This is a genomic window from Shimia sp. CNT1-13L.2 (genome assembly GCF_024331145.1).
In the GTDB taxonomy this organism is placed as follows: domain Bacteria; phylum Pseudomonadota; class Alphaproteobacteria; order Rhodobacterales; family Rhodobacteraceae; genus Shimia.
Window position 1 is genome coordinate 190,451 of the sequence record NZ_JANDJO010000002.1, and the last position, 21,261, is coordinate 211,711.

Below are 21,261 nucleotides of genomic sequence, written 5' to 3' on the forward strand. Positions count from 1 at the left end.
GTCATCCCCCCTGCATCGGTGCCAGCACTTCCAGCCGGTCGCCTTCGGCAAGCGGGGTCGTGGGGCGGGCGTCGCGGGCGACAAACTGGCCGTTGATGGCGGTGGCGATGGCGGGGCTATGAAAGCCCAGCTCGGTCAGGGCCTCGGCGAGGGTTACAGAGGTGATGTCACGCGGTTCTGCGTTGACGAGAATGTTCATCGGAATGTTCCTGAAAGAAGTGCTGTGCCAGTTGGGTCGCCAGGGCCGGTGCGATGAGAAAGCCGTGGCGGTAGAGGCCGTTCACATGGGTGGTCTCGCCGAGTTGGGTCAGACGGGGAATGTTGTCGTCAAAGGCGGGGCGCAGGCCGACACCGGTTTCGATCACGCTGGCCTCTGCCAGGGCGGGATGGAGCACAAAGGCCGCGCCCAGAAGTTCAAGGAGCGAGCGGACCGTGATAGGGGTCCAGGCGCCGCTTTCAATCATGGTCGCGCCGATCATGTAGATGCCTTCGCCACGCGGCACGAGGTAGAGCGGGATACGTGGGTGCAGCAACCGCAGGGTTCGCGTGATCTCGACCTCTGGCGCCTCGATCACCGCCATTTCCCCCCGGATGGGGCGCAGGCCGGGCAGGGCAGACGCCATGCCGCGACAATCGACATCAACGGTCGGGGGCGCGGGGGTGTCGTAGAGGATCGAAACCCCCATGCCCTGAACTGCGCGGGTGAGGTCCAAAAGCGCCTTGCGCGGATCAAGATGCGCCTCGTCTGCAAAGAACAGACCCGAGGTGAACCGCCCTTGCAGCGCAGGTTCAAGCGTGGCGATTTCCGCGCTGTCCACGGTGCGATGCGCCTCTGTGCGACGGGCGAAACGGGTCAGTTCGGCACGGTCGCGGGGCGGTGCAACCACGAGGGTACCGCGCTTGGTGACAGGGGTGATCTGCTCCCACCATGCGATCGCGCCCTGACCAAGGCGGACGACCTCCGGCTCGGCGGTTTCGCCCTCGCACCACGGTGCCAGCATGCCGCCGGCGAACCATGAGCTTGGGTTGTCAGAGGGGGCTGCGCCCGCCTCGTAGATCGTGACCGCCGCGCCGCGTCTGGCCAGTTCATAGGCACAGGCGAGGCCGGCAACGCCGGCCCCCGCGATGGTGATCATGCCTCGTCCTCCGCAAGCGGCACATAAAGCTCTCCGCCCTCACGGAACTTGGCGGCCATGGCCTCCATGCCTTCCTTCTGGGCTTCGGCGCGAATGTCGTGGCTGATCCGCATCGAACAGAACTTCGGCCCGCACATCGAACAGAAATGAGCGACCTTATGGGCCTGTTTGGGCAGGGTCTGATCGTGGAATTCGCGCGCGGTGTCGGGATCGAGGGAGAGGTTGAACTGGTCCTCCCAGCGGAATTCGAAACGGGCGCGCGACAGCGCATCATCGCGGCGCTGGGCACCCGGCAGACCCTTGGCCAGATCGGCGGCATGGGCGGCGATCTTGTAGGTGATCACGCCGGTTTTCACGTCGTCACGATCCGGCAGGCCAAGGTGTTCCTTGGGCGTCACGTAACACAGCATGGCACAGCCGAACCAACCGATCATCGCCGCGCCGATGCCGCTGGTGATGTGGTCATAGCCCGGCGCGATGTCGGTGGTCAGCGGCCCAAGCGTGTAGAACGGGGCTTCGTGGCAGCACTCGAGCTGCTTGTCCATGTTCTCCTTGATCTTGTGCATGGCCACGTGGCCCGGCCCTTCGATCATCACCTGGCAGTCCTTGGCCCAGGCGATTTTGGTCAGTTCGCCAAGGGTTTCCAGTTCGGCGAACTGGGCCGCGTCGTTGGCATCGGCAATTGAACCGGGCCGCAGGCCGTCACCAAGCGAGAAGCTCACGTCGTACTGGCGGCAGATGTCGCAGATTTCCTCGAAATGCTCGTAGAGGAAGCTTTCCTTGTGGTGATGCAGGCACCATTTGGCCATGATCGACCCGCCGCGCGAGACGATGCCGGTGACGCGGGTGGCGGTCATCGGGACCATGTGAAGGCGCACGCCCGCGTGGATGGTGAAATAGTCGACACCTTGTTCGGCCTGTTCGATCAGCGTGTCGCGGAACACTTCCCAGGTCAGGTCTTCGGCGATGCCGTTCACCTTTTCCAGCGCTTGGTAGAGCGGCACGGTGCCGATGGGCACGGGGCTGTTGCGGATGATCCATTCGCGGGTGTTGTGGATGTTGCGCCCCGTCGACAGGTCCATCACGGTATCCGCGCCCCAGCGGATCGCCCAGACCATCTTGTCGACCTCTTCCTCCATGCTTGAGGTGACGGCAGAGGTGCCCATGTTGGCGTTGATCTTCACGAGGAAGTTGCGGCCGATGATCATCGGCTCGGATTCGGGGTGGTTGATGTTGGCGGGAATGATCGCGCGGCCCGCGGCGATTTCGCTGCGCACGAATTCCGGCGTGACATAGTCGGGGATGTTCGCGCCCCAGTCGTTTCCGTCGCGGTGGCAGGGGGCGGTTTCGCGCAACTGGTTCTCGCGGATTGCCACGAACTCCATTTCCGGCGTGATGATGCCGGCGCGGGCATAGGCAAGCTGGGTCACGGCCGCGCCATCCTTGCCACGCAGGGGCGGGCGGATCGAGGGAAATTCAGGGGTCAGGCGGTCGCCTTCGACAAATCCGTTGTCTTCCGGTTTGACGGCGCGGCCGGTGTATTCCTCGATGTCGGCGCGGGCGTCGATCCATGCGCGGCGCAGTGGTTCGAGACCCTGCCGGATGTCTGTGAGGATGTCGGGGTCGGTGTAAGGCCCCGAGCTGTCATAAACGGGCAGGGGCGGTTCGCCCGCGGTGGGATGCACGGAAATCTCGCGCATTGGCACGCGAATGTCGGCGTGGATGTCGCCGGACACGTAAATCTTGCGCGAGGCGGGCAGTTCACCCGTGGTGATCTTGGGGTTGGGGACGTTCATTTTGGCGCTCCTCAAGTGGTCTACTCAAAAAGACACCAATTGAGGAAAGGCTGGGAAACAGAGGGTGTACGGCCCCCTTGTTCGGTCAACGCCGCCCTTGGGTGTACAGGTCCCGCGGGTGAGCGCACCTAGCTTCCTACGCCAGCATCAACTGGGTCAGGTTCAAAGGGTCGCGTCACCTTGATCGGATCGCTCCGACCAACTTCAGCCTCTCAGTCCCATGGGCGGGACTCCCCTGCGTGCCTCAAGTCATAGGAGATGATTTTGGCTTCGGCAAGGGGGTGGTTTGCGGGGGCTTGCGAGGGGTTTGAATGGGGGGCTAATGAGCCGTGCCGTGTTGGATGAACGGTTGCGAAGTGAGTTTGGGAGTTCTTGAAATGAAAATAATTTCAGTATGTTAATCCGGTTTTGAAGGCGTTTTCCTTTTGGGTGACGTCGGTGAGTTCTGAGCATTCTAACCGTCGGAAATTCGTGTGTCCGATGCGTGCTCGCGCCTAGGCCAGTTTCGCTGAACACCTAGCGCCAGTCGAGAAAATCACTGCGCTCACCCCCGTCGAGAATCACAATTTCAGGTGCGTGTCAGAAAAGTGTGGACAGGAATGTCCAGAATCGCGGATACAATTGGACAGAGTTGTCCAGTTTCGGGCGCGACGCGTTGCGAGACCCATCGGATCAGGGAGAAAGATCATGAAGTCGCATTATCGCGCAGTTGTCATTGGCGGTGGCGTTGTCGGCGCGTCCGTTCTGTATCACTTGGCCAAATTCGGCTGGACCGATGTCTGCCTGATCGAACGGTCGGTCCTTACCGCGGGCTCAAGCTGGCACGCGGCGGGCGGCTTTCACGCGCTGAACGCCGATCCCAACATTGCCTCGCTTCAGGCCTATACCATTGACCTCTTGTCCGAGATCGAAAAGGAAAGCGGCCAGTCCGTCGGGATGCACATGACCGGCGGTATGACGCTGGCAGGGACGCCGGACCGTTGGGAATGGTTGCAATCGGCCTATCGCACCTTCCAGTCGATCGGCATCGACGATTGCCGCCTGATCACGCCGCAGGAAGCCAAGGAGCTCTGCCCGATCATGTCGACCGACGGCATCATCGGCGGCATGTGGGCCGACCGTGAAGGCTATGTCGACACCACCGGCACGGTTCACGCCTATGCCGGCGCGGCCAAGAAACGCGGCGCGGAAGTGATCGAGCACAACCGCGTTCTGGAACTGCATCAGGTCGAGGGTGGCTGGAAAGTGGTGACCGAGAAGGGCACCATCCACGCCGAGAACGTGGTGAACGCGGCAGGCCTTTGGGCCAAGCAGGTTGGGCGCATGGCAGGCATCGAACTGCCGGTATCGCCGCTTAACCACCACTACCTGATTTCCGATACCATCCCCGAGTTGGAACAGCTTGATTTCGAAGTGCCGATGACCGTCGACCTCGAAGGGTTCACCTATATGCGGCAGGATCAGAAAGGCATCCTGCTTGGCATCTACGAGATCGACCACGAACACTGGATGGTGGATGGCGCGCCGTGGGAATACGGGTTCGAGCTGCAACAGGAAGACCCGGATCGCATCGAGAAAGAGCTGATCCTTGGGTTTGAACGCTATCCGGCCTTGCAGGAGGTCGGGGTGAAGACCTGGGTCAACGGTGCCTTTACCTTTGCGCCGGATGGCAACCCGCTGGTCGGCCCCGTGCGCGGCAAACCGGGGTATTGGTGCGCCTGTGGCGTGATGGCGGGCTTCCTTCAGGGCGGCGGGGTCGGCAAATCGCTGGCCGAATGGATGATCCACGGCGAACCCGAGGCGGATGTCTTTGGCATGGATGTTGCCCGTTTCGGCGACTATGCCCAGAACAAGCGTTTCATCAAGGAAACCACCGGCCAGTTCTACACCCGCCGTTTCGTGATGACCTATCCGAACGAGCAGTTGCCCGCGGGCCGCCCGTTGAAGAAGGCCCCCGCCTATGACGGCATGACCGCCGCTGGCTGCCGCTGGGGTGTTGGCTATGGGCTGGAACAGCCGCTTTACTTCGCACCCACCGAGGATTTTGTCGAAACCCCGACCCTCAAACGCTCCAACGCTTTCGATATCGTCGCTGGCGAGTGCAAGGCTGTGCGCGAGGCGGTGGGCCTGCTCGACATTTCCGGCTTCTCGCGCTTCGAAGTTTCGGGCGAGGGCGCCGAAGCCTGGCTTGATAACATCATGGCCTCCGCACTCCCGGCGCCAGGTCGTGCCAAACTTGCCCCGATGCTGGGCCACGATGGCCGCATGAAGGGCGATCTGACCGTCTTCAACTGGGGCGATGGCACATGGTGGATCATGGGCAGCTACTACCTGCGGGAATGGCACATGCGCTGGTTCCATGACCATATGGGAGAGGGCGTTGATGTACGTGACCTGTCCGATGCGACCGTGGGCTTTAGCCTGTCCGGCCCCAACAGCCTCAAGGTGCTGGAGACGCTCACCGAAAGCCCCATCGGCGACCTCAAGTTCATGGGTTGCGGCACCTTCGATATCGGCATGTTGCGCTGCAAGGTGGGCCGTCTCTCGGTTGCGGGGGAACTTGGCTATGAAATCCATTGCTCGGCGGCAGAACACATCACCCTGCGCGAAACCCTTCTGGAAGCAGGGGCTGCGTTCGGGATGAAAGAAGTTGGCTTCAATGCCCTTCTGAGCCTGCGTCTTGAGAAGAGCTTTGGCATCTGGAGCGCGGAATTCACCCAAGGCTATACCGCTGGCCAGACCGGCATGGATCGCTGGATCGACTGGAACAAAGGCGAGTTCATTGGTCATGCAGCAGCTCTGAAGGAGCGCGAGTCCAACGGCCCGAACCAGCGTGTGGTTACCTTGGAGGTGGATGCCGTGGATGCGGACGCCAGCGGGTACGAACCTGTCTGGAAAGACGGCAAACGCGTGGGGTTTGTCACCTCGGGCGGCTATGGTCACACGGTTGGCAAATCGCTGGCCATGGCCATGATCGACAGCGACGTGGCGGGCGAAGGATCGGAACTGAGCGTGCATATCGTGGGGGCGGAACGGCCCGCGCGGGTGATTGCGCCGTCCCCCTATGATCCGCAAGGCAAGGCGATGCGAGGATAAGTCATGAGCATGGAAAACTCTGGCCCAACACGCGGGCGTCGACGGCGGGGGCGTGGGGGCGCGGATGCGGCACCCGAGGTCAAGCGCGAGGTGAACTATCGGCAGTTGCGCAATCCCTTTCCCCCGATGAACGTGTTCTCGGAGGACGAGATCGGCAACATGCACGAAACCGCGCTTCGGATGCTGGAAGAGCTTGGCATGAAGGTGCTGCACGCAGAGGCGCGCAAGATCTATGCCGCTGGCGGCGCGCGGGTCGATGAAGACAGTGAAATGGTCTTCATCGGGCGCGACATGATCGAGGCGGCGCTGGCCTCTGCGCCGCGTTCGATCCAATGCCGTGCCGGCGCGAGAGAGCGTGACATCACCCTTGAGCTGGGCAGTCTGGTGTTCCAGGCGGGCGCAGGGGCCCCCAATGCCACCGATCTTGAGCGGGGCAGGCGGCCGGGCAGTGAGCGGGACTATATCGAGTACCTGCAGCTGACCCATCATTTCGACGTGTTCCAGATGATTTCGCCACAGGTCGAACCCCAGGACGTTCCCGTCCATCTGCGCCACTATTTCACCACCCAGGCGCAGATGACCTATACGGACAAGTTCCCCTTTATCTTTTCGCGTGGCACGCCGCAGGTGATGGACAGTTTCGAGATGATCCGCGATTTCCGCGGGCTGAGCGACGACGCCTTCATGGCCAACCCGCACTGTTACACGATCATCAACACCAACAGCCCCCGCACGCTTGATATTCCGATGGCGCAGGGGCTGATCGATTTCGCCCGCAATGGGCAGGTGTCGATCATCACGCCGTTCACCCTGATGGGGGCGATGGCGCCTATCACCGTGGCGGGGTCGATCACCCTGTCACATGCTGAGGCGCTGGCGGCACTGACGCTGACCCAGTTGGCAAGGCCCGGTGCGCCTGTCTGCTACGGTACTTTCACGTCGAACGTGGATATGAAGTCTGGTGCGCCTGCATTCGGCACGCCCGCGCATTTCCAGGCGTCGCTGGCGGCAGGACAGCTGGCACGGTTCCTCGGATTGCCCTGGCGCTCTGCGGCAGGGTCGGCGGCAAATATCAACGACGTTCAGGCCGCGAATGAGAACCAGATGGGCCTTTGGGGCTGCCTGATGGCCGGTGCCACGGTGGTGATCCATTCCGCAGGGTGGCTCGAGGGCGGGTTGAGCGTGTCTTATGAGAAGCTGGTGACGGATGCCGAGGTTCTCAACATGATTGCCGAACTCTGTGCCGGGGCGCAGGCGGGCGAGGACGAGATCGGGTACGAGACCGCGATGAAGGCGGTTGAGCCACAGGGCCATTTCTTTGCCGCACCGCAGACGATGGCGCGCTACAACACCGAGTTCTACGAACCGGTGGTGCATGACTATGCCAACTTTGGCACCTGGACAGAGCGCGGTAGTCTTGATGCAAACCAGCGGGCGACGCAGGTCTGGAAGGAAATCGTTGCCGCCGACGCGCGTCCGGAGATTGACCAAAACCGCCTTGAGGCATTGAAATCCTTTGTGGCAAAGCGTACCGCCGAAGGTGGCGCCCCACCTGAGAGTTGATATGACCAAACGAGCAACCCCGCTGCTGCACCGAGACGACCCCAACAAGGATCCGCTTGTCGGCCATGTGAAGGTCACCCGCGAAGACTGGCTGAACGTCGCGCGGGATGTTCTGGTCAGTGACGGGGTGGCCGAAGTGAAAGTGCTTGCGCTGGGCGAGCGTCTCGAGGTGTCGCGCTCGAGTTTCTACTGGTACTTCAAGAGCCGCAAACACCTTCTCGAGGTGCTGTTGGACGACTGGGAAGAGCGCAATACCAAGACTATCGTCGACAACTGCGCCCTGCCTGCCGAGACCATCACCGAGGCGGTCTGCAATTTCTTTCGCTGCTTCATTGATCCTGCTCTGTTCGATCAGGGGCTGGATTTCGCGGTGCGGGAGTGGTCGCGCCGTGACGGGGCCGTGCGCCAGCGGATCGATAATGCCGACAAAACGCGTCTCGCTGCCTTGGCCCAGATGTTCGAGCGGCACGGCTATGATGCGCAGGAAGCGGATGTGCGCGGGCGTATCCTTTATTTCATGCAGCTTGGCTACCACGCCTTGGAAGTGCGCGAGCCAATGGAGGCACGGATCGGGCGTCTGGACGGCTATCTGGAGTGCTTCACCGGGGTGAAACACGATCCGGAGTCGCTGGCGGACTACAAGGCCTATAGCGAAGTTCTGGGCAAGACGACCTAGGGCAAATCAGGGTGATTTGCAGGCGAGTAGAGTTCGCAAATCGGGCTGTGCGCACCATGAGAACTGCGCAGGATTACACGTCAAAGTTACTGACGCCATTTAGCGACACAACCCATTGTGGAAAGTGTGACATCTTTTCGACGGCCTAGATATGGTGATGCGAAGGGATAGCACAAAACTATCTAGTATTTTTTCGAAGGCAGAAGTATAAAGATTTTCAATTAAAGGCGCGTTAAAGCGCTATATATCGAGCGGTGAAATGTCATGAGTGGTATTGGATTTGCCGTCCGCAGTGCGGACGGGGTAGTTGTGCGCGGTCAAGCGATTGATGGAACGGTCGAGGCGCGCCACGCACAGGAATTGTCTTTGAACCTGTCACCCGAAGAGGTGAAGGTGATCTCACGCCGGGGCGGCGATCTGGTGATCCAGACGCAGGACGGCGAAATTGTTGTTCTCGAGGGGTATTTCCAAGGCCCTCTTTCGGATGAGCGCGAACTCTTTCTCAGTAAAAGCGGCCAATTGCACAAGGTCGATCTGGACGACGACGCCGGCCAGCTTGTCGCCAGTTTCGATGCGATCCCGCTGACTGAAAAGTGGAGCCAGTATGACGAGCTGACCTTCCTCAACCTTGAGCGCGTCGAACCGGTGGTTGCACCGATTGGCGGCCCTGTGATTGGCGGGCTGGGCAGCTTGCTGGGCATTGGGGGCGCGGCGGCCGTCGCAAGCACGATCGTGCCGGGTGGCGACAGTGGCCCCGCGACGCCGACGGTGGATGATGTCGATGTAGACCGGATCATCGGCGGCACCGGACCTTCGGATGTCGTGGTGACCGGCACTGGCGAGCCGGGGTCGGACGTGGTGGTGGAAATCGGCGGCGAGACCGTGACGACCACGATTGGCGACGACGGTATCTGGAGTGCAACCTTCCTTGGTGTCGATCTGCCGGACGACGGGGTCTACCAGACCTCGGTGACGGTTACGGGCCCGACTGGGGAAGTGCACGACCTGACCGGACCGACCGTGGACATCGATACGACTGCGCCCGATGTCCTGGTGCAGTCGGGCACGCAATCGACGTCGGACATCGTGAACGCGGTTGAACACAACGACGGCCCAGTGATCACCGGAACGGGCGAGCCGGGGGCCAGCGTCAGCGTTGAAATCAACGGCGCAACTCACAGCACAACGGTGCTTGATGATGGCAGCTGGAGTGTGGTCTTCGACGCCAGCGAAATCACGACGGGTGAGTATGAAACCGTTGTCACCATCACGACAACGGATGCGCGTGGCAACGTGAACGTGGTTTCGGACGTTCTGGTTGTGGACACCGTTGCCCCCGATGTCGACCTTGGTGTCACGGCGGGCGATGACGTGATCAATGCCAATGAAGCCGCCGCCGGCGTGCAACTGAATGGTTTCGGCGAGGCCGGTACGACGCTCAGCGTCACATTTCAGGGCCTGACCCGCGAGGTGACCGTGGGCGCGGACGGCAACTGGTCGCTGGCCTATGACGCCTCTCAGATCGCCCCTGGCACCTATGACAGCGCTGTCGTGATCACCGCAACCGATGCGGCGGGCAACAGCACGACCGAAACCTTCACCGTTCATGTGGACACCGAAGGCGGCGTGACCTTCTCGACTCCGGTTGCCGGGGACAACATCGTGAACCAGAGCGAATTGAACGCGGGTTTCGCAGTGAATGGCTCGGCCGAGCCGAATGCCGAAGTGCAGGTCACCCTGCACGGTGTGACACATACCGTCACTGCAGACGCAAGCGGCAACTGGACCACGACCTATCTTGCCAGCGAAATCCCGCAGGGAGACTACGAGGCGCAGGTCAGTGTCACCTCGACCGACGCGGCGGGCAATGTTTCGACCACCTCGGGCACGATCCACGTGGATACGCAAACCAGCGTCGGGATCGACGCCACGCAGGTGGGCGACAATATCGTCAACGCCAACGAACAGGGCAGCGGCTTTGCCCTCACCGGAACCGCCGAGGCGGGATCGCAGGTTCAGGTCACTCTGGAAGGAGTCACCCATACTGTCACTGCCGGGACAGACGGCACCTGGGTGGCGAACTTCGCCGCCAACGAAATCCGTCAGGGCACTTACGATACTACCGTGACAGTCGTTTCGAACGATGCCGCAGGCAACGTCGCGAGCAGCAGCAGCAGCCTGCATGTCGACACCGAGATGACGGTTGGTCTCGATGCCGGGCAGGCAGGGGGTGACGACATCGCCAATGCCGGTGAGGTGGCCAGCGGCGTAACCCTGACCGGCACTAGTGAACCGGGAGCCGAAGTGGTTGTGACCCTTGCCGGTGTCGCGCGCACCGTAACGGCGGGCGGCGATGGAAGCTGGGCCGCGACCTTCACGGCCGCCGACATTGCCCAGGGCGAGTATGACGCGCCGGTCTCCGTGGTTGCAACGGACGCGGCCGGAAACGTCGCCTCCACGTCGGGCACGCTGCATGTCGACACGAGTACCCAGATCGATATTGATGTCACGGCCTCGGGCTTTGCCGGCGGCACGGTCAATGCCGAGCAGATCCAGAGCGGGCTTGTCCTGACCGGCACCAGCGAGCCGGGCGCGAATATCGTCATCACGGTAGATGGCATCGTGCGCACCACAACGGTGGACAGCAACGGGAACTGGTCGGTGACTTACGAACCGGGTAGCCTGCCGGAGGGCACCTACGAGGCAACGGCGACCCTGCAAGTGACCGACCTTGCCGGGAACACCGCGACCTCGTCGACCACTTTCCTTGTCGATACCGAAATCACCAATCCGGTTGTCCAGTCGGTGACCTTCTCGGATGACGACGTGACATCGGTGTCGCTTCTGACGGGAAGCGAAGAAGACTACTCGATCACCGCCCTGAACGGTGATGGCAGCAGCAGTGCGCTTGCCACGACCGAGGTGCCGCTGGCAGGAGATGAATCGCTCTTTGTCCTGAACCCGGCCGCGTCAGATGGCACGCATCTTGTGGTTTCGGCCGAGGATGGCGCGGGCAACAAGTCGGATACGCTGCTTGTGCTGGACGACAACATGACCAATGCGGGCACGCTGGATCATGCCGGGCTTGGCGCGTTCAACATCGAAGGTATCGAACTCGACTATGCGTCCGACACCTCGCTGACCCTGACCGAGGCACAGATCAAGGATCTGTCTGACACCTCTGACAGCCTGACAATTCACGGCGGATCGGACGATCAGGTCAATGTGTCCGGCGCGGTCAAGACGGGGCAAACGGTTGATATCGAAGGGGAAGCCTATGATGTCTACACCGTTGGAGATGATGGCGTCACGCTGGTCGTCGATCAGGACATCAACGTCGTGATCTGATGTCCCGCAAGGGAGTGGGGCGCCGGTGGCGCCCCTTGGGAAACTGGGCTTTGGGGCGAACCACATGACTTTGCGACGCGGTGCATGTCTTCTGATGGGATTTGCCCTGCTTGGCGGTTGCAACCTGTCCTTGCCGTTGCAGGGGCGGGCACCGCAGGAAGTTAGCCACCGGACCAGCAGCTTTGAACCCTTGGCCGAAGCCCCGCAGTCCGAGATCCTGTCAAACCTGATCCAGCGCCGTTCGGTGATTGCCGAAGACAGCGCGCTTGGCGATGTGGCGCGTGTCGCCCTTTCCTCTGGCGCGCGGCCGTCCGAGGCCAAGCTGCGCACGGCCAAGCTTCGGGCCGAGGCCGAGAACAAGAACTGGCTGCCCACCATCGGCCCGGTGGTGAGTCTCACAAGCCTTGGCGACGTTCTGGCAAGCCTTGTCGTGGATCAGGTGCTGTTTGATCACGGTCGCAAAAAGGCTGAACGGGAATTTGCCTGGGCCGACGTCGAGGTTGCCGCCGTCACCCTGTCGCAGGATATGAATGACCGCGTGTTCACCGCGCTTTCGCTCTATGTCACCGCCTTGCGTGGGCAGGAAAAGGCGCAGGTTGGTGACAGGGCCATGCGCCAGATGCGGGCGTTCAACCGTATCGTTGCGGGCCGTGTGACGGGCGGGGTGTCGAACCTTGGCGACCTGCGTATGGTCGAGGACAAGACCCAGTCGATCCTGTCGATGCGGGACACCGCGAAGGACGAGGCAACCGCGGCCCTTGCCGAACTGGAGGCCATGACCGGAACCCGTTTTGACGGCCAGCCAGTGGCGGCTCTGGCGGGTCTTCACGACGACGGCGGTGCTCCGCTTGAGGTACTCAAGGCCGATGCCGAGGCCAAGCGAAGCGTTGCGCAGGCCACCATTCAGCGAGCCTCTCTCCTGCCGGGATTGAACGCAAGCGGTACGGTCTCCAACAGCGGGTCTTCTGCGACACTTGAAGCCTCGGGCGAGACAGGCATCGGGCTTGGCACCGGCGGCAAGCTGAAGGCGATTGAGGCCAGCAAAGAGACCGCCCGGCGTCAGGTGGCCGAAGCGCAGGAAGACGCGGCACGCAAGCAGAGCCGTCTGGAACAGCGTATCGCCAGTCAACAACGCCAGCAGGCCGAGGCGCAGCGCCTTGCGCAGCAGGGGCAGGAAACCTATCGCCTGTTCCAGGCCCAGTTCCGGGCTGGCCAACGCTCGGTTCTGGAGGTGGTCAACGTCTACGAACAATCGGTGCGCCGTGCGCTGGAAGGCGTGGATGCGAAATACGACGTGATCCTTGCCCAGCTGGAACTGGCGCGCGACATGGGGCTTTTGGCGGATGGAGATGCCATTTGATCCCGCCGACCTCTTCAACTGTTCTCTCGATCAATTCTCTGAAGGCCAAGCAATCGGATCGGCCGGTGCAGGCCCCTGTTGACGCGCCTAAGCCCTCCGGCATTGCCAACCCGGTGGACGGGTTTCAGGAACTTGTCGAAACCACCGCCAAGCGAATCCAACATCGGGCGACGCTGATCTCGACGCTGGCGGCGCTGAACGGTGCGGAAATCCCGGTTTCGGACGTTGCCGAATACATGTGGAGCACGTCGCCCGGTGATGTCTCGGAAAAGGCGCTGGCCAAGGCGCTTCAGAATGCCGGGGTCGAGCCGCGTATCGCCACCCGTGTTCCGGTGCAGCCGACCTCATGGCCCGCGATTGCGTGGATGACCAATGGCCAGTCTGTCCTCGTGCTGTCGCAGGAAGATGAAACGCTCACCCTGTTCGATGCCACCTGTCCCGACAATCGCACCGAGGTGCCGCTGGCCGAGTTTGCACCCTATTTCGCGGGCACCACGCTCGCGGCAAAGGTCAGCCTCAAGCAGCTTGCCGAACGGCACGTACCGCAACTGGCGGGGGGGCATTGGTTCTGGGGGCAGTTCCGCGACTACCGCGGCCACATGGCCGAGATCATGCTGGGCTCGCTGGTGGCAAATCTATTGGCCGTGGGCGTCGCGCTGTTCTCGTTGCAGGTCTATGATCGCGTGATCCCGCACCAGTCCGAGGCGACGCTTTGGGTGCTGGCGATTGGCGCGCTTATGGCCATCGGTCTGGAAGGGGTTCTCAAGCTGGCGCGGGCCAAGATGAGCGATACCGCCGGACGCCGGATGGAGCTTTCCATCCAACATCGCCTGATGCAGCGCTTGCTGGGGATGCGGTCGGACAAACGCCCGCTGCCGCCCTCTGGCCTCTTTGCGGCCATGCGGGATTTCGGGGCGGTGCGCGATTTCTTTACCTCCTCCACGATTTCGGTTCTCGCCGATATTCCCTTCATCGCGATCTTCCTGCTTCTGGTCGCCACCATTGCGGGCAACGTGGTCTGGGTGCTGGTCTTGGGCGGGCTGTTGATGATCCTGCCCGCCTATGCGCTGCAAAAGCGGATGATCGCCCTGACGCGCAGCACGCAAGGGGCCTCGGCCAAGGCCGGGCGTCTCTTGCAGGAGGTGATCAGCGAGATCGACACCGTCAAAACCCAACGCGGGGAAGAACGGGTCATGCGCCTTTGGGACGAGCTGAACCTGCTGTCCTCGCAAAGCTCGGCCGAGCAGCGCAAGCTCAGCAGTATGCTGACCTTCTGGTCGCAGGGGGTGCAGCAGGCGACCTATGTGGCAACCGTGGTGATCGGGGCTTACCTCGTGTTCCGGGGGGATTTTACCGTCGGCACGATCATCGCCACCGGCATTCTGACCTCGCGGACACTTGCCCCGCTGACCCAGTTCGCGGGCATTCTGGCGCGTTGGAGCAATGTGAAAGGCGCGTTGGAAAGCCTCGACACGATCGCAACCGCGCCGCAGGAAAAGGAGGCCGGTCGCTCGTACTTGCGCCGCCAGTCCCTGCAGGGGCAGTTCGAACTGCGCGAGATGACCTTTGCCTATGACCCCGAAGCCGCGCCCACGCTGGATGTGCCGGGGGTGATCATCAAGCCGGGGCAACGGATCACCATCCTTGGCGCGAACGGATCGGGCAAATCGACCCTACTGAAGCTGCTGGCCGGTCTCTACAGCCCCGACAAGGGGCGCATCCTGTTGGATGGCACCGACATGTCGCAGATCGATTCCCGCGATCTAAGACGCGCTATTGGCTATCTTGGGCAGGACGTTCGCCTGTTTGCGGGAACCCTGCGGGATAACCTGAACCTGACCCAGCTTGAGCGCGATGACGACCGCCTGATGGAGGCGCTGGATTTCGCGGGGTTGGGGCCGTTCTTGCGCAATCACCCAAAGGGCCTTGATCTTGAAGTGCGCGATGGGGGTGAAGGTCTTTCCATTGGTCAGCGTCAGTCGATCGGCTGGGCGCGGCTTTGGCTGCAAGACCCCTCGATCGTGCTGCTGGACGAACCCACCGCCGCGCTGGACCAGACGCTTGAGCGCACGTTGGTGAGCCGCCTTGGCACCTGGCTCAACGGGCGGACCACCCTTATCGCGACGCACCGCACGCCGATCCTTGCGCTCAGCAACCGCACCCTCATTCTTCAATCGGGGCGTCTTGTGGTGGATGGTCCGCGCGAACAGGTTCTGGCCCACCTTGCCGCCGGGGAGCGCGGATGAGCGAGATGACCCACCCTTCTTCTGACCTGTTCGACGATCAGATGCGCACGTCTCGCCTGACCATTCGGATTGTCGCGGCGGCCGTGGTGCTGTTCCTGTTGTGGTCGGCCTTTGCCTGGATCGACGAGATCGTGCGCTCGGACGGGCAGGTTGTGTCCTCATCGCGGTCCCAGAGCGTGCAGAACCTTGAAGGCGGCATCCTTGCGGAACTCTCTGTACAGCAGGGCGATGTTGTCGAGGCAGGGCAGGTTCTGGCCACGCTTCAGGACACCCGCTTTCGCACCACCTTTGACGACCTTCAGGATCAGCTTGACGGCCTTGAAATCCGTCGCCTGCGCCTTGAGGCCGAGAGGGCGGGGCGGTTTACGTTCGAGGTTCCGGACGACCTTGCGAAACGCTCGCCGAATATTTTGTCGTCGGAACGTGCCCTTCTCGAGGCCCGCCAGACCGATCTCGACAGCCGCCGCGAAGGGGCCTTTGTTCAGCTGGAACAGGCCAAGGAAGAGCTGTCCAACATGGAGCGCCTCTATCGCAAGGAATTCGTTGCCCTTCTCGAGGTCAACAAGGCGCGCGACAAGATGTCGGAGACCGAGGTGCGCTACATGGATATCCTGACGCAGGCCGAGCTCAGGCTGGCCGAGGAGTATTCGGAGACCACGAAAGAGATCACCTCGCTGCGCCAGGAGATGCGCATCGCGCAGGATCAGCTTGACCGCACCGTGATCACGGCCCCGATGCGTGGCATCGTGAACAGCCTTGCGGTGACAACGATTGGCGGCGTGATCCGTCCGGGCGAGGAAATCGTCGAGATCATTCCGATGGGCGAGGACCTGTTCATCGAAGCGCGAGTGCGTCCGGAAAACATCGCCAGCGTGCAGCCGGGACAGGATGCAACGATCAAGCTGACGGCCTATGACTACACGATCTATGGAACGCTCAAGGGCAAGGTCGATTTCATCTCGGCGGATACTTTCGAGGACGAGCGTGATCCGCGTGCGCCGCCCTTCTACAAAGTGAGCGTGACCATCGACACCAAGGACATGACCGAGCGCCAGAAGGCCATAGAAATCCGTCCGGGGATGCGGGCACAGGTCGAATTGCACACAGGCTCAAAAACCGTTCTGCAATACCTGCTCAAGCCGCTTTACAAGTCGCGTGAAGCCCTTCGTGAACCCTGAGGCGGCTTATCCGCCCGGCATCAGGTCTTTTAGGATGCTCGCGCTGAGCGTGGTGCTGATCGAGACCGGTTTGCCACCCATGTCGGCGCGGGACGAGACCACCGAGACCACCGTGGGGCGGTTGTCCTTGTTGAGGGCCAGAACCGGCGCGCCGGAGGCCCCGAAATCAACCTCGCAGGACATCACCAGCGTCTCGCCGCGACGGGCCAGAACCTGGCAGGGGAACTCCATCGCCGGCTCACCCGCGTTGGAAATCGCGTAGGACAGCACGCCAAGACGGTCGCCGCGTTTCAGGCCGGTCTGGTAGCGCAGCGGCAGTACCGCATCCGAGGCAATCGGGCGCTCGAGGCGCAGAAGCGCAAGATCGTAGCCCACCTTGCGGTTGGCGGCCGTGGTGCCATGACGATAGCGGGGGTGTTGCTTGGTATGCGACACCTGCCGCACGGCCTTGGCCTTGCCGCCCCGCAGGCCGGCCTGGTACTGGATCTTGTTCGGTGTGATTTTCTTGCCCGTATAGGGATCGTAAAGGCAGTGCGCGGCCGTCAGGACAAGGTCCGACGAGACAAGCGCCCCGGTACACATGGCCACCCCAGACACAAGCAGGCGCCCGACGGCTGCTTCTTTTACATTGGTGCTATAGGCACCAGTGGCCGTTTCGGCAGACATCTGGCCCGGAAGCAGCAACATTGCCGCGGTTAGTAAAGCAGACACTCGCATACAGGGTTCCTCTTACAGTCTCGAGAAGAAGACCTGCCATGTGGGGCGAATTTGGGGCGAAAGCTGTTCGTTTTGAGGCTCACGCCCCAAAGTCGGGAAACGCTTCGTTGCCGGTTTGGAACCAATGCGGCAAGATTGGCCTAGCCAGTGGCCTTGAACAGCTCGCGACCAATCAGGATACGCCGGATTTCAGAGGTGCCGCCACCGATCTCGAACAGCTTGGCATCCCGCAGCAGCCGTCCTGTCGGATAGTCGTTGATATAGCCGTTCCCGCCGAGCAGCTGTATCGCGTCGAGCGCAACGCGCGTGGCGGCTTCCGAGGCAAAGAGGGCGCAGGCCGCCGCATCCTGACGGGTGATTTCTCCGCGATCCGCAGCCATCGCCAGCATGTACGCATAAGAGCGTGACGCGTTCATGCTGGCATACATGTCGGCAATCTTGGCCTGCACCAGTTGGAATTCGCCGATGGGCTGCCCGAACTGTTCGCGCTGGTGCACATAGTCCAGCGCGATATCCAGCGCGGCGCGCATGATGCCGATCGGGCCTGCGGTCAGGATGGTGCGTTCATAATCCAGACCGCTCATCAGGACTTTGACACCTTCGTTCTCGGCGCCGAGAATGTTTTCTTCGGGCACTTCGCAGTCTTCAAAGATCAGCTCCCCGGTGTCAGACCCCCGCATACCCAGCTTGTCGAGCTTGGGCGCGACCGAAAAGCCCTTGAAGCCCTTCTCGACGATAAAGGCGGTGATGCCGTGCGGGCCTGCCTCGGGGCGGGTTTTGGCATAGACAACCAGGGTGTCGGCCACCGGGCCATTGGTGATCCACATTTTCGTGCCGTTCAGAATGAACCGATCCCCGCGCCGTTCGGCGTGTAGTTTCATGGCAACCACGTCTGATCCTGCGCCACTTTCGGACATGGCGAGGGCGCCGATATGTTCGCCCGAGCATAGTTTTGGCAGGAAACGCGCCTTCACGTCCTGCGATCCGTTCAGCGTGATCTGGTTCACACAGAGGTTCGAATGCGCCCCGTAGGACAGGCCGACCGAGGCCGACCCGCGAGAGATTTCCTCGGACACGAGGACCTGCGCCATGTAGCCCTGACCCGATCCACCGAATTCCTCGGGTGCGGTGATCCCAAGAAGGCCCATTTGCCCCAGCTCTGGCCAAAGATCGGCGGGAAAGTCGTTGCTGCGGTCGATCTCCTCGGCGCGGGGGACGATCTTGTCATTGACCCAGCGGCCAACGGTGTCACGGATTTCCTCAAGTTCCGGTGTCAAGCCGAACGACATGTCGGCGGGGGAATTGCGCAGCATGGGGGCTCCTCAATGGGTCGGTATTGTTTCCTCAGGGGGCTGTAAAACGTGTGCCCTTGGCGGGTGGTGTTTCAGGTGGTCCGGCAAAACACTGGGCGATCTGCATCCACCCGTTTGCGATTTCGCCGGTGACTGTCAGGCTGGTGTCCGCGATGTTGCGGGTCTGGGTAACGACCTGCGCGAATTCGATGGCATCGCCGGTGATCGCATTGTCCTGCCCGTCGTCGCCAAACTGCCAGATCGCTCCGGAGGGGGCGGTCAACGAGATTGCCGGCACCTGATCGGGCACGTCTTGCCCGTGCACCTTGTGCGACCATCCGAAGGTATTGACGCCCAAAACAACGATATTGCGGACGCGGTCGCTTTTCGGCTGCTGCGCGCCAAGCAGGTCGAAAACCTCCTGGCCATGCGCCCATGTCTCCATCTGTCGTGCCGTCATCATGGAGCGCGCGGACATTTCCGGACCCGCCCATTGCAAACGAGCCTTCGGGTCAAGTGCCTGCCACCTTGGAGCCATGTCGCGGTACAGCGTTCGCCACGCGTCGAAAAGATCCGGGCCACGTTCCGCAATCTCGGCATTTTCGATGGCACGCATGCCGCGCGTCGGAATCTCGCGCATGAGAGACGTCACGTAGGCCCTGAACTCCTTTGGCGACCTCAGGGAAAGGTCGGCGGCCTTGTTCCAGAAATGCAGGTGCGTGATGACGTCATTGATCGTCCAGCCCTTGAACTGGGTGGTCTGATCCCATTGACCCGCGGGCAGGGCCTCCAGAAGCTTGGCGAGCGCCTCGCTTTCGTCATGGAAGTCTGTTGCCTGCTGGAGCGTGATTGCCTCTGTGCTCATGTCTCGGCCTCGATTTCTATCATGATCTGCCCGTTGCCAAGTTGTTGTCCCTCGGCAACGTGCACTGCGGACACGCGGCCCGCGATGTCCGCCATGATCTGGTGCTGCATCTTCATGGCCTCGAGAACCGCCAGCGTCTCTCCCTTGGCCACCTGCGCGCCCTCCTGAACCGAGAGGGACTGGACAAGTCCCGGGATCGGGGCGGTGATTTTCCCGTTGGCCGCGCGATCTTCGGGCCTTTGGCCGGGGCGTTGGCGGTCAACCGTGATCTGGCGTCCGTCGCGCCAGAGCGCCAGTCGGTCGCCCTTGAGGACATAGCGGGCGCGAAGGGTTTGGTCCGCGATCCTTACCTCAACGTCGTTAGGGCCAAGCCTTTCCAGAACAACGGTCATCTCGTCCTCATCCGCGTGGACGCCCCATCCGTTGGAGCAGGCGGAGACTTCCAACGGCATCTGGGTCTCCCCCGAAGTCAGCACCATATCCGCGGCAACAAGTGGCGCGCTGGACCAGTGCAACTGGTCGGTCGTGACGTGACCGACCTTTTCAAGCGCCGCCTGTTTGTCCGCTTCCGACATCAGGGCCGCCGCCAAGGCGAAATCCAGTGTCTGAGTTCCGGCGTCCGACACGCCGTCGGGATAGGCAGTTTCCAGCAAGGCGGTGGTGGCTTGTCCGGCGACGAACTCGGGTGTTTTCAGAACGTCGATAAGAAAGGCGGCGTTTGTGGTGGTCCCGAGCAGCGCCGTTTCCTCGACCGCCCTGATCAACCGCTGCCGTGCCACCTCGCGGTTGGGGCCAAAGGCGATGATCTTGGCCAGCATCGGATCGTAGAAGGGCGAGACCTCCTGACCTTCGCGAATGCCCGCATCAACACGCACCCCTTCGCCTGTTGCCGGCTGCCAGAGGTCGATCGGCCCGATCGTAGGCAGGAAATCATTGGCGGGGTCCTCGGCATAAAGGCGCACTTCGATGGCGTGGCCCTGCAACGTCACGTCGTCCTGCGAAAAGGGCAGCGGTGCGCCCTGTGCAACGGCGATTTGCAGGGCAACGAGATCCAGCCCGGTCACCAGTTCCGTCACCGGATGTTCGACCTGAAGACGCGTGTTCATCTCGAGGAAATAGAATTCTCCGGCGTCATCGAGCAGGAACTCAACGGTTCCGGCGCCGTAATAATCAACGGCCTTTGCCGCATTGACCGCCGCAGCGCCCATCCTGTCCCGCAGGTCCGGTGTCATGATCGGGCAGGGGGCTTCTTCGACAACTTTCTGATGGCGGCGCTGCACCGAGCAGTCACGCTCTCCAAGATGCAGGCAGGTGCCGTGCTGATCGGCAAAGACCTGAACCTCGACGTGGCGCGGGGCGATGATGGCTTTCTCGAGGATCAACTCGCCCGAGCCAAAGGCGTTCTGGGCTTCCGACCGTGCAAGGGCCAACGCCTCTGGCAACTGGTCGGGTTCGGTGACAAGGCGCATGCCGCGCCCGCCGCCTCCGGCAGAGGCCTTGACCATGATCGGAAAACCAATGTCCTGCGCGGCGGCGATCAGGGCCGCGTCTGACTGGTCCGCGCCCTCGTAGCCCGGAACACAAGGCACCCCCGCGGCGATCATCAGGCGCTTGGCCTCGGCCTTGTTGCCCATCGCACGGATCGCGGTGGGCGAGGGGCCGACAAAGACCAGCCCGGCATCAGCAACAGCCTCGGCGAAGGCGGCATTTTCGGAAAGAAACCCGTATCCCGGATGGATCGCACCGGCACCGCTTTGTCTTGCCGCGGCAAGGATTTTGTCCGCATCAAGATAGCTGTCGCCAACCGGTCCATCGCCGATCAGAACGGCGTCGTCGGCAAGGGCGACATGGGGGGAAAGGGCATCGGCAGTGGTGTAGACAGCTACCGTCTTCAGGCCAAGATCCCGCGCTGTGCGGATCACGCGCACGGCAATCTCGCCCCGGTTTGCAATCAGGATCCTGTCAAAAGAGGTCTGTGCGTTTGTCAT

Annotated in this window: 14 protein-coding genes and 1 riboswitch; of the genes, 7 read left to right on the top strand and 7 right to left on the bottom strand. The window is 61.9% G+C overall.

What is annotated here, in order from left to right; genetic code table 11:
* Window position 1 precedes the first annotated feature (1 nt).
* Genes thiS through thiC form a run of 3 tightly spaced genes read right to left on the bottom strand, consistent with a single transcriptional unit; the run spans window position 2 to window position 2,932 of the window.
* Complete coding sequence (thiS, locus tag NNA36_RS04735) at window positions 2-199, bottom strand: sulfur carrier protein ThiS (protein WP_255104679.1); 198 nt, start codon at window positions 197-199, stop codon at window positions 2-4.
* Complete coding sequence (locus NNA36_RS04740) at window positions 168-1,136, bottom strand: FAD-dependent oxidoreductase (protein ID WP_255104681.1); 969 nt, start codon at window positions 1,134-1,136, stop codon at window positions 168-170. The genes thiS and NNA36_RS04740 overlap by 32 nt, the downstream gene beginning before the upstream one ends.
* On the bottom strand, window positions 1,133-2,932 hold the full coding sequence (gene thiC / locus NNA36_RS04745; protein ID WP_255104683.1) for a phosphomethylpyrimidine synthase ThiC: 1,800 nt from the start codon (window positions 2,930-2,932) through the stop codon (window positions 1,133-1,135). Before thiC ends, NNA36_RS04740 begins: the two co-directional genes overlap by 4 nt.
* A 116-nt stretch (window positions 2,933-3,048) precedes the next feature.
* A riboswitch (TPP riboswitch) is annotated at window positions 3,049-3,179 on the bottom strand.
* Window positions 3,180-3,619: 440 nt separating this feature from the next.
* On the opposite strand from thiC, the gene NNA36_RS04750 reads away from it, so the two are divergent.
* From NNA36_RS04750 to NNA36_RS04780, 7 genes are all read left to right on the top strand, one after another.
* On the top strand, window positions 3,620-6,028 hold the full coding sequence (locus NNA36_RS04750; protein ID WP_255104685.1) for an FAD-dependent oxidoreductase: 2,409 nt from the start codon (window positions 3,620-3,622) through the stop codon (window positions 6,026-6,028).
* Window positions 6,029-6,031: 3 nt separating this feature from the next.
* The gene (locus tag NNA36_RS04755) at window positions 6,032-7,591 is read left to right on the top strand and encodes a trimethylamine methyltransferase family protein (protein ID WP_255104687.1); all 1,560 of its coding nucleotides are present in this window, start codon (window positions 6,032-6,034) and stop codon (window positions 7,589-7,591) included.
* A gap of 1 nt (window position 7,592) precedes the next feature.
* Entirely contained in the window at window positions 7,593-8,267 is a 675-nt protein-coding gene (locus tag NNA36_RS04760; RefSeq protein WP_255104689.1) for a TetR/AcrR family transcriptional regulator, read from the top strand.
* Window positions 8,268-8,531: 264 nt separating this feature from the next.
* Window positions 8,532-11,615, top strand: a complete 3,084-nt coding sequence (locus NNA36_RS04765) for an Ig-like domain-containing protein (protein ID WP_255104691.1) — start codon at window positions 8,532-8,534, stop codon at window positions 11,613-11,615.
* Window positions 11,616-11,679: 64 nt separating this feature from the next.
* On the top strand, window positions 11,680-12,975 hold the full coding sequence (locus NNA36_RS04770; RefSeq protein ID WP_255104693.1) for a TolC family protein: 1,296 nt from the start codon (window positions 11,680-11,682) through the stop codon (window positions 12,973-12,975).
* Between the two features lie 113 nt (window positions 12,976-13,088).
* Window positions 13,089-15,221: an ATP-binding cassette domain-containing protein gene (locus NNA36_RS04775; RefSeq protein ID WP_255105587.1), complete on the top strand. Its 2,133-nt coding sequence runs from the start codon at window positions 13,089-13,091 to the stop codon at window positions 15,219-15,221.
* A 5-nt stretch (window positions 15,222-15,226) separates the two neighbouring features.
* The gene (locus NNA36_RS04780; protein WP_255105588.1) at window positions 15,227-16,399 is read left to right on the top strand and encodes an HlyD family type I secretion periplasmic adaptor subunit; all 1,173 of its coding nucleotides are present in this window, start codon (window positions 15,227-15,229) and stop codon (window positions 16,397-16,399) included.
* Between the two features lie 6 nt (window positions 16,400-16,405).
* On the opposite strand, the gene NNA36_RS04785 is transcribed toward NNA36_RS04780, so the two are convergent.
* The 4 genes from NNA36_RS04785 to NNA36_RS04800 all read right to left on the bottom strand — a co-directional run bounded on the left by NNA36_RS04785 (window position 16,406) and on the right by NNA36_RS04800 (window position 21,261).
* Entirely contained in the window at window positions 16,406-17,116 is a 711-nt protein-coding gene (locus NNA36_RS04785; RefSeq protein ID WP_255104695.1) for a serine protease, read from the bottom strand.
* A gap of 140 nt (window positions 17,117-17,256) precedes the next feature.
* Entirely contained in the window at window positions 17,257-18,429 is a 1,173-nt protein-coding gene (locus NNA36_RS04790) for an isovaleryl-CoA dehydrogenase (protein WP_255104697.1), read from the bottom strand.
* A gap of 31 nt (window positions 18,430-18,460) precedes the next feature.
* The gene (locus tag NNA36_RS04795; RefSeq protein WP_255104699.1) at window positions 18,461-19,273 is read right to left on the bottom strand and encodes a TIGR03084 family metal-binding protein; all 813 of its coding nucleotides are present in this window, start codon (window positions 19,271-19,273) and stop codon (window positions 18,461-18,463) included.
* The gene (locus NNA36_RS04800) at window positions 19,270-21,261 is read right to left on the bottom strand and encodes an acetyl-CoA carboxylase biotin carboxylase subunit (protein WP_255104701.1); all 1,992 of its coding nucleotides are present in this window, start codon (window positions 21,259-21,261) and stop codon (window positions 19,270-19,272) included. The genes NNA36_RS04795 and NNA36_RS04800 overlap by 4 nt, the downstream gene beginning before the upstream one ends.

Bases quoted from the DNA above. Each gene is read 5' to 3' on its own strand.
- thiS (WP_255104679.1), bottom strand. From the start codon at position 199: ATGAACATTCTCGTCAACGCAGAACCGCGTGACATCACCTCTGTAACC.
- thiC (WP_255104683.1), bottom strand. From the start codon at position 2,932: ATGAACGTCCCCAACCCCAAGATCACCACGGGTGAACTGCCCGCCTCG.
- NNA36_RS04765 (WP_255104691.1), top strand. From the start codon at position 8,532: ATGAGTGGTATTGGATTTGCCGTCCGCAGTGCGGACGGGGTAGTTGTG.
- NNA36_RS04780 (WP_255105588.1), top strand. From the start codon at position 15,227: ATGACCCACCCTTCTTCTGACCTGTTCGACGATCAGATGCGCACGTCT.
- NNA36_RS04755 (WP_255104687.1), top strand. From the start codon at position 6,032: ATGAGCATGGAAAACTCTGGCCCAACACGCGGGCGTCGACGGCGGGGG.
- NNA36_RS04800 (WP_255104701.1), bottom strand. From the start codon at position 21,261: ATGACAAACGCACAGACCTCTTTTGACAGGATCCTGATTGCAAACCGG.
- NNA36_RS04795 (WP_255104699.1), bottom strand. From the start codon at position 19,273: ATGAGCACAGAGGCAATCACGCTCCAGCAGGCAACAGACTTCCATGAC.
- NNA36_RS04770 (WP_255104693.1), top strand. From the start codon at position 11,680: ATGACTTTGCGACGCGGTGCATGTCTTCTGATGGGATTTGCCCTGCTT.
- NNA36_RS04785 (WP_255104695.1), bottom strand. From the start codon at position 17,116: ATGCGAGTGTCTGCTTTACTAACCGCGGCAATGTTGCTGCTTCCGGGC.
- NNA36_RS04790 (WP_255104697.1), bottom strand. From the start codon at position 18,429: ATGCTGCGCAATTCCCCCGCCGACATGTCGTTCGGCTTGACACCGGAA.
- NNA36_RS04760 (WP_255104689.1), top strand. From the start codon at position 7,593: ATGACCAAACGAGCAACCCCGCTGCTGCACCGAGACGACCCCAACAAG.
- NNA36_RS04740 (WP_255104681.1), bottom strand. From the start codon at position 1,136: ATGATCACCATCGCGGGGGCCGGCGTTGCCGGCCTCGCCTGTGCCTAT.
- NNA36_RS04750 (WP_255104685.1), top strand. From the start codon at position 3,620: ATGAAGTCGCATTATCGCGCAGTTGTCATTGGCGGTGGCGTTGTCGGC.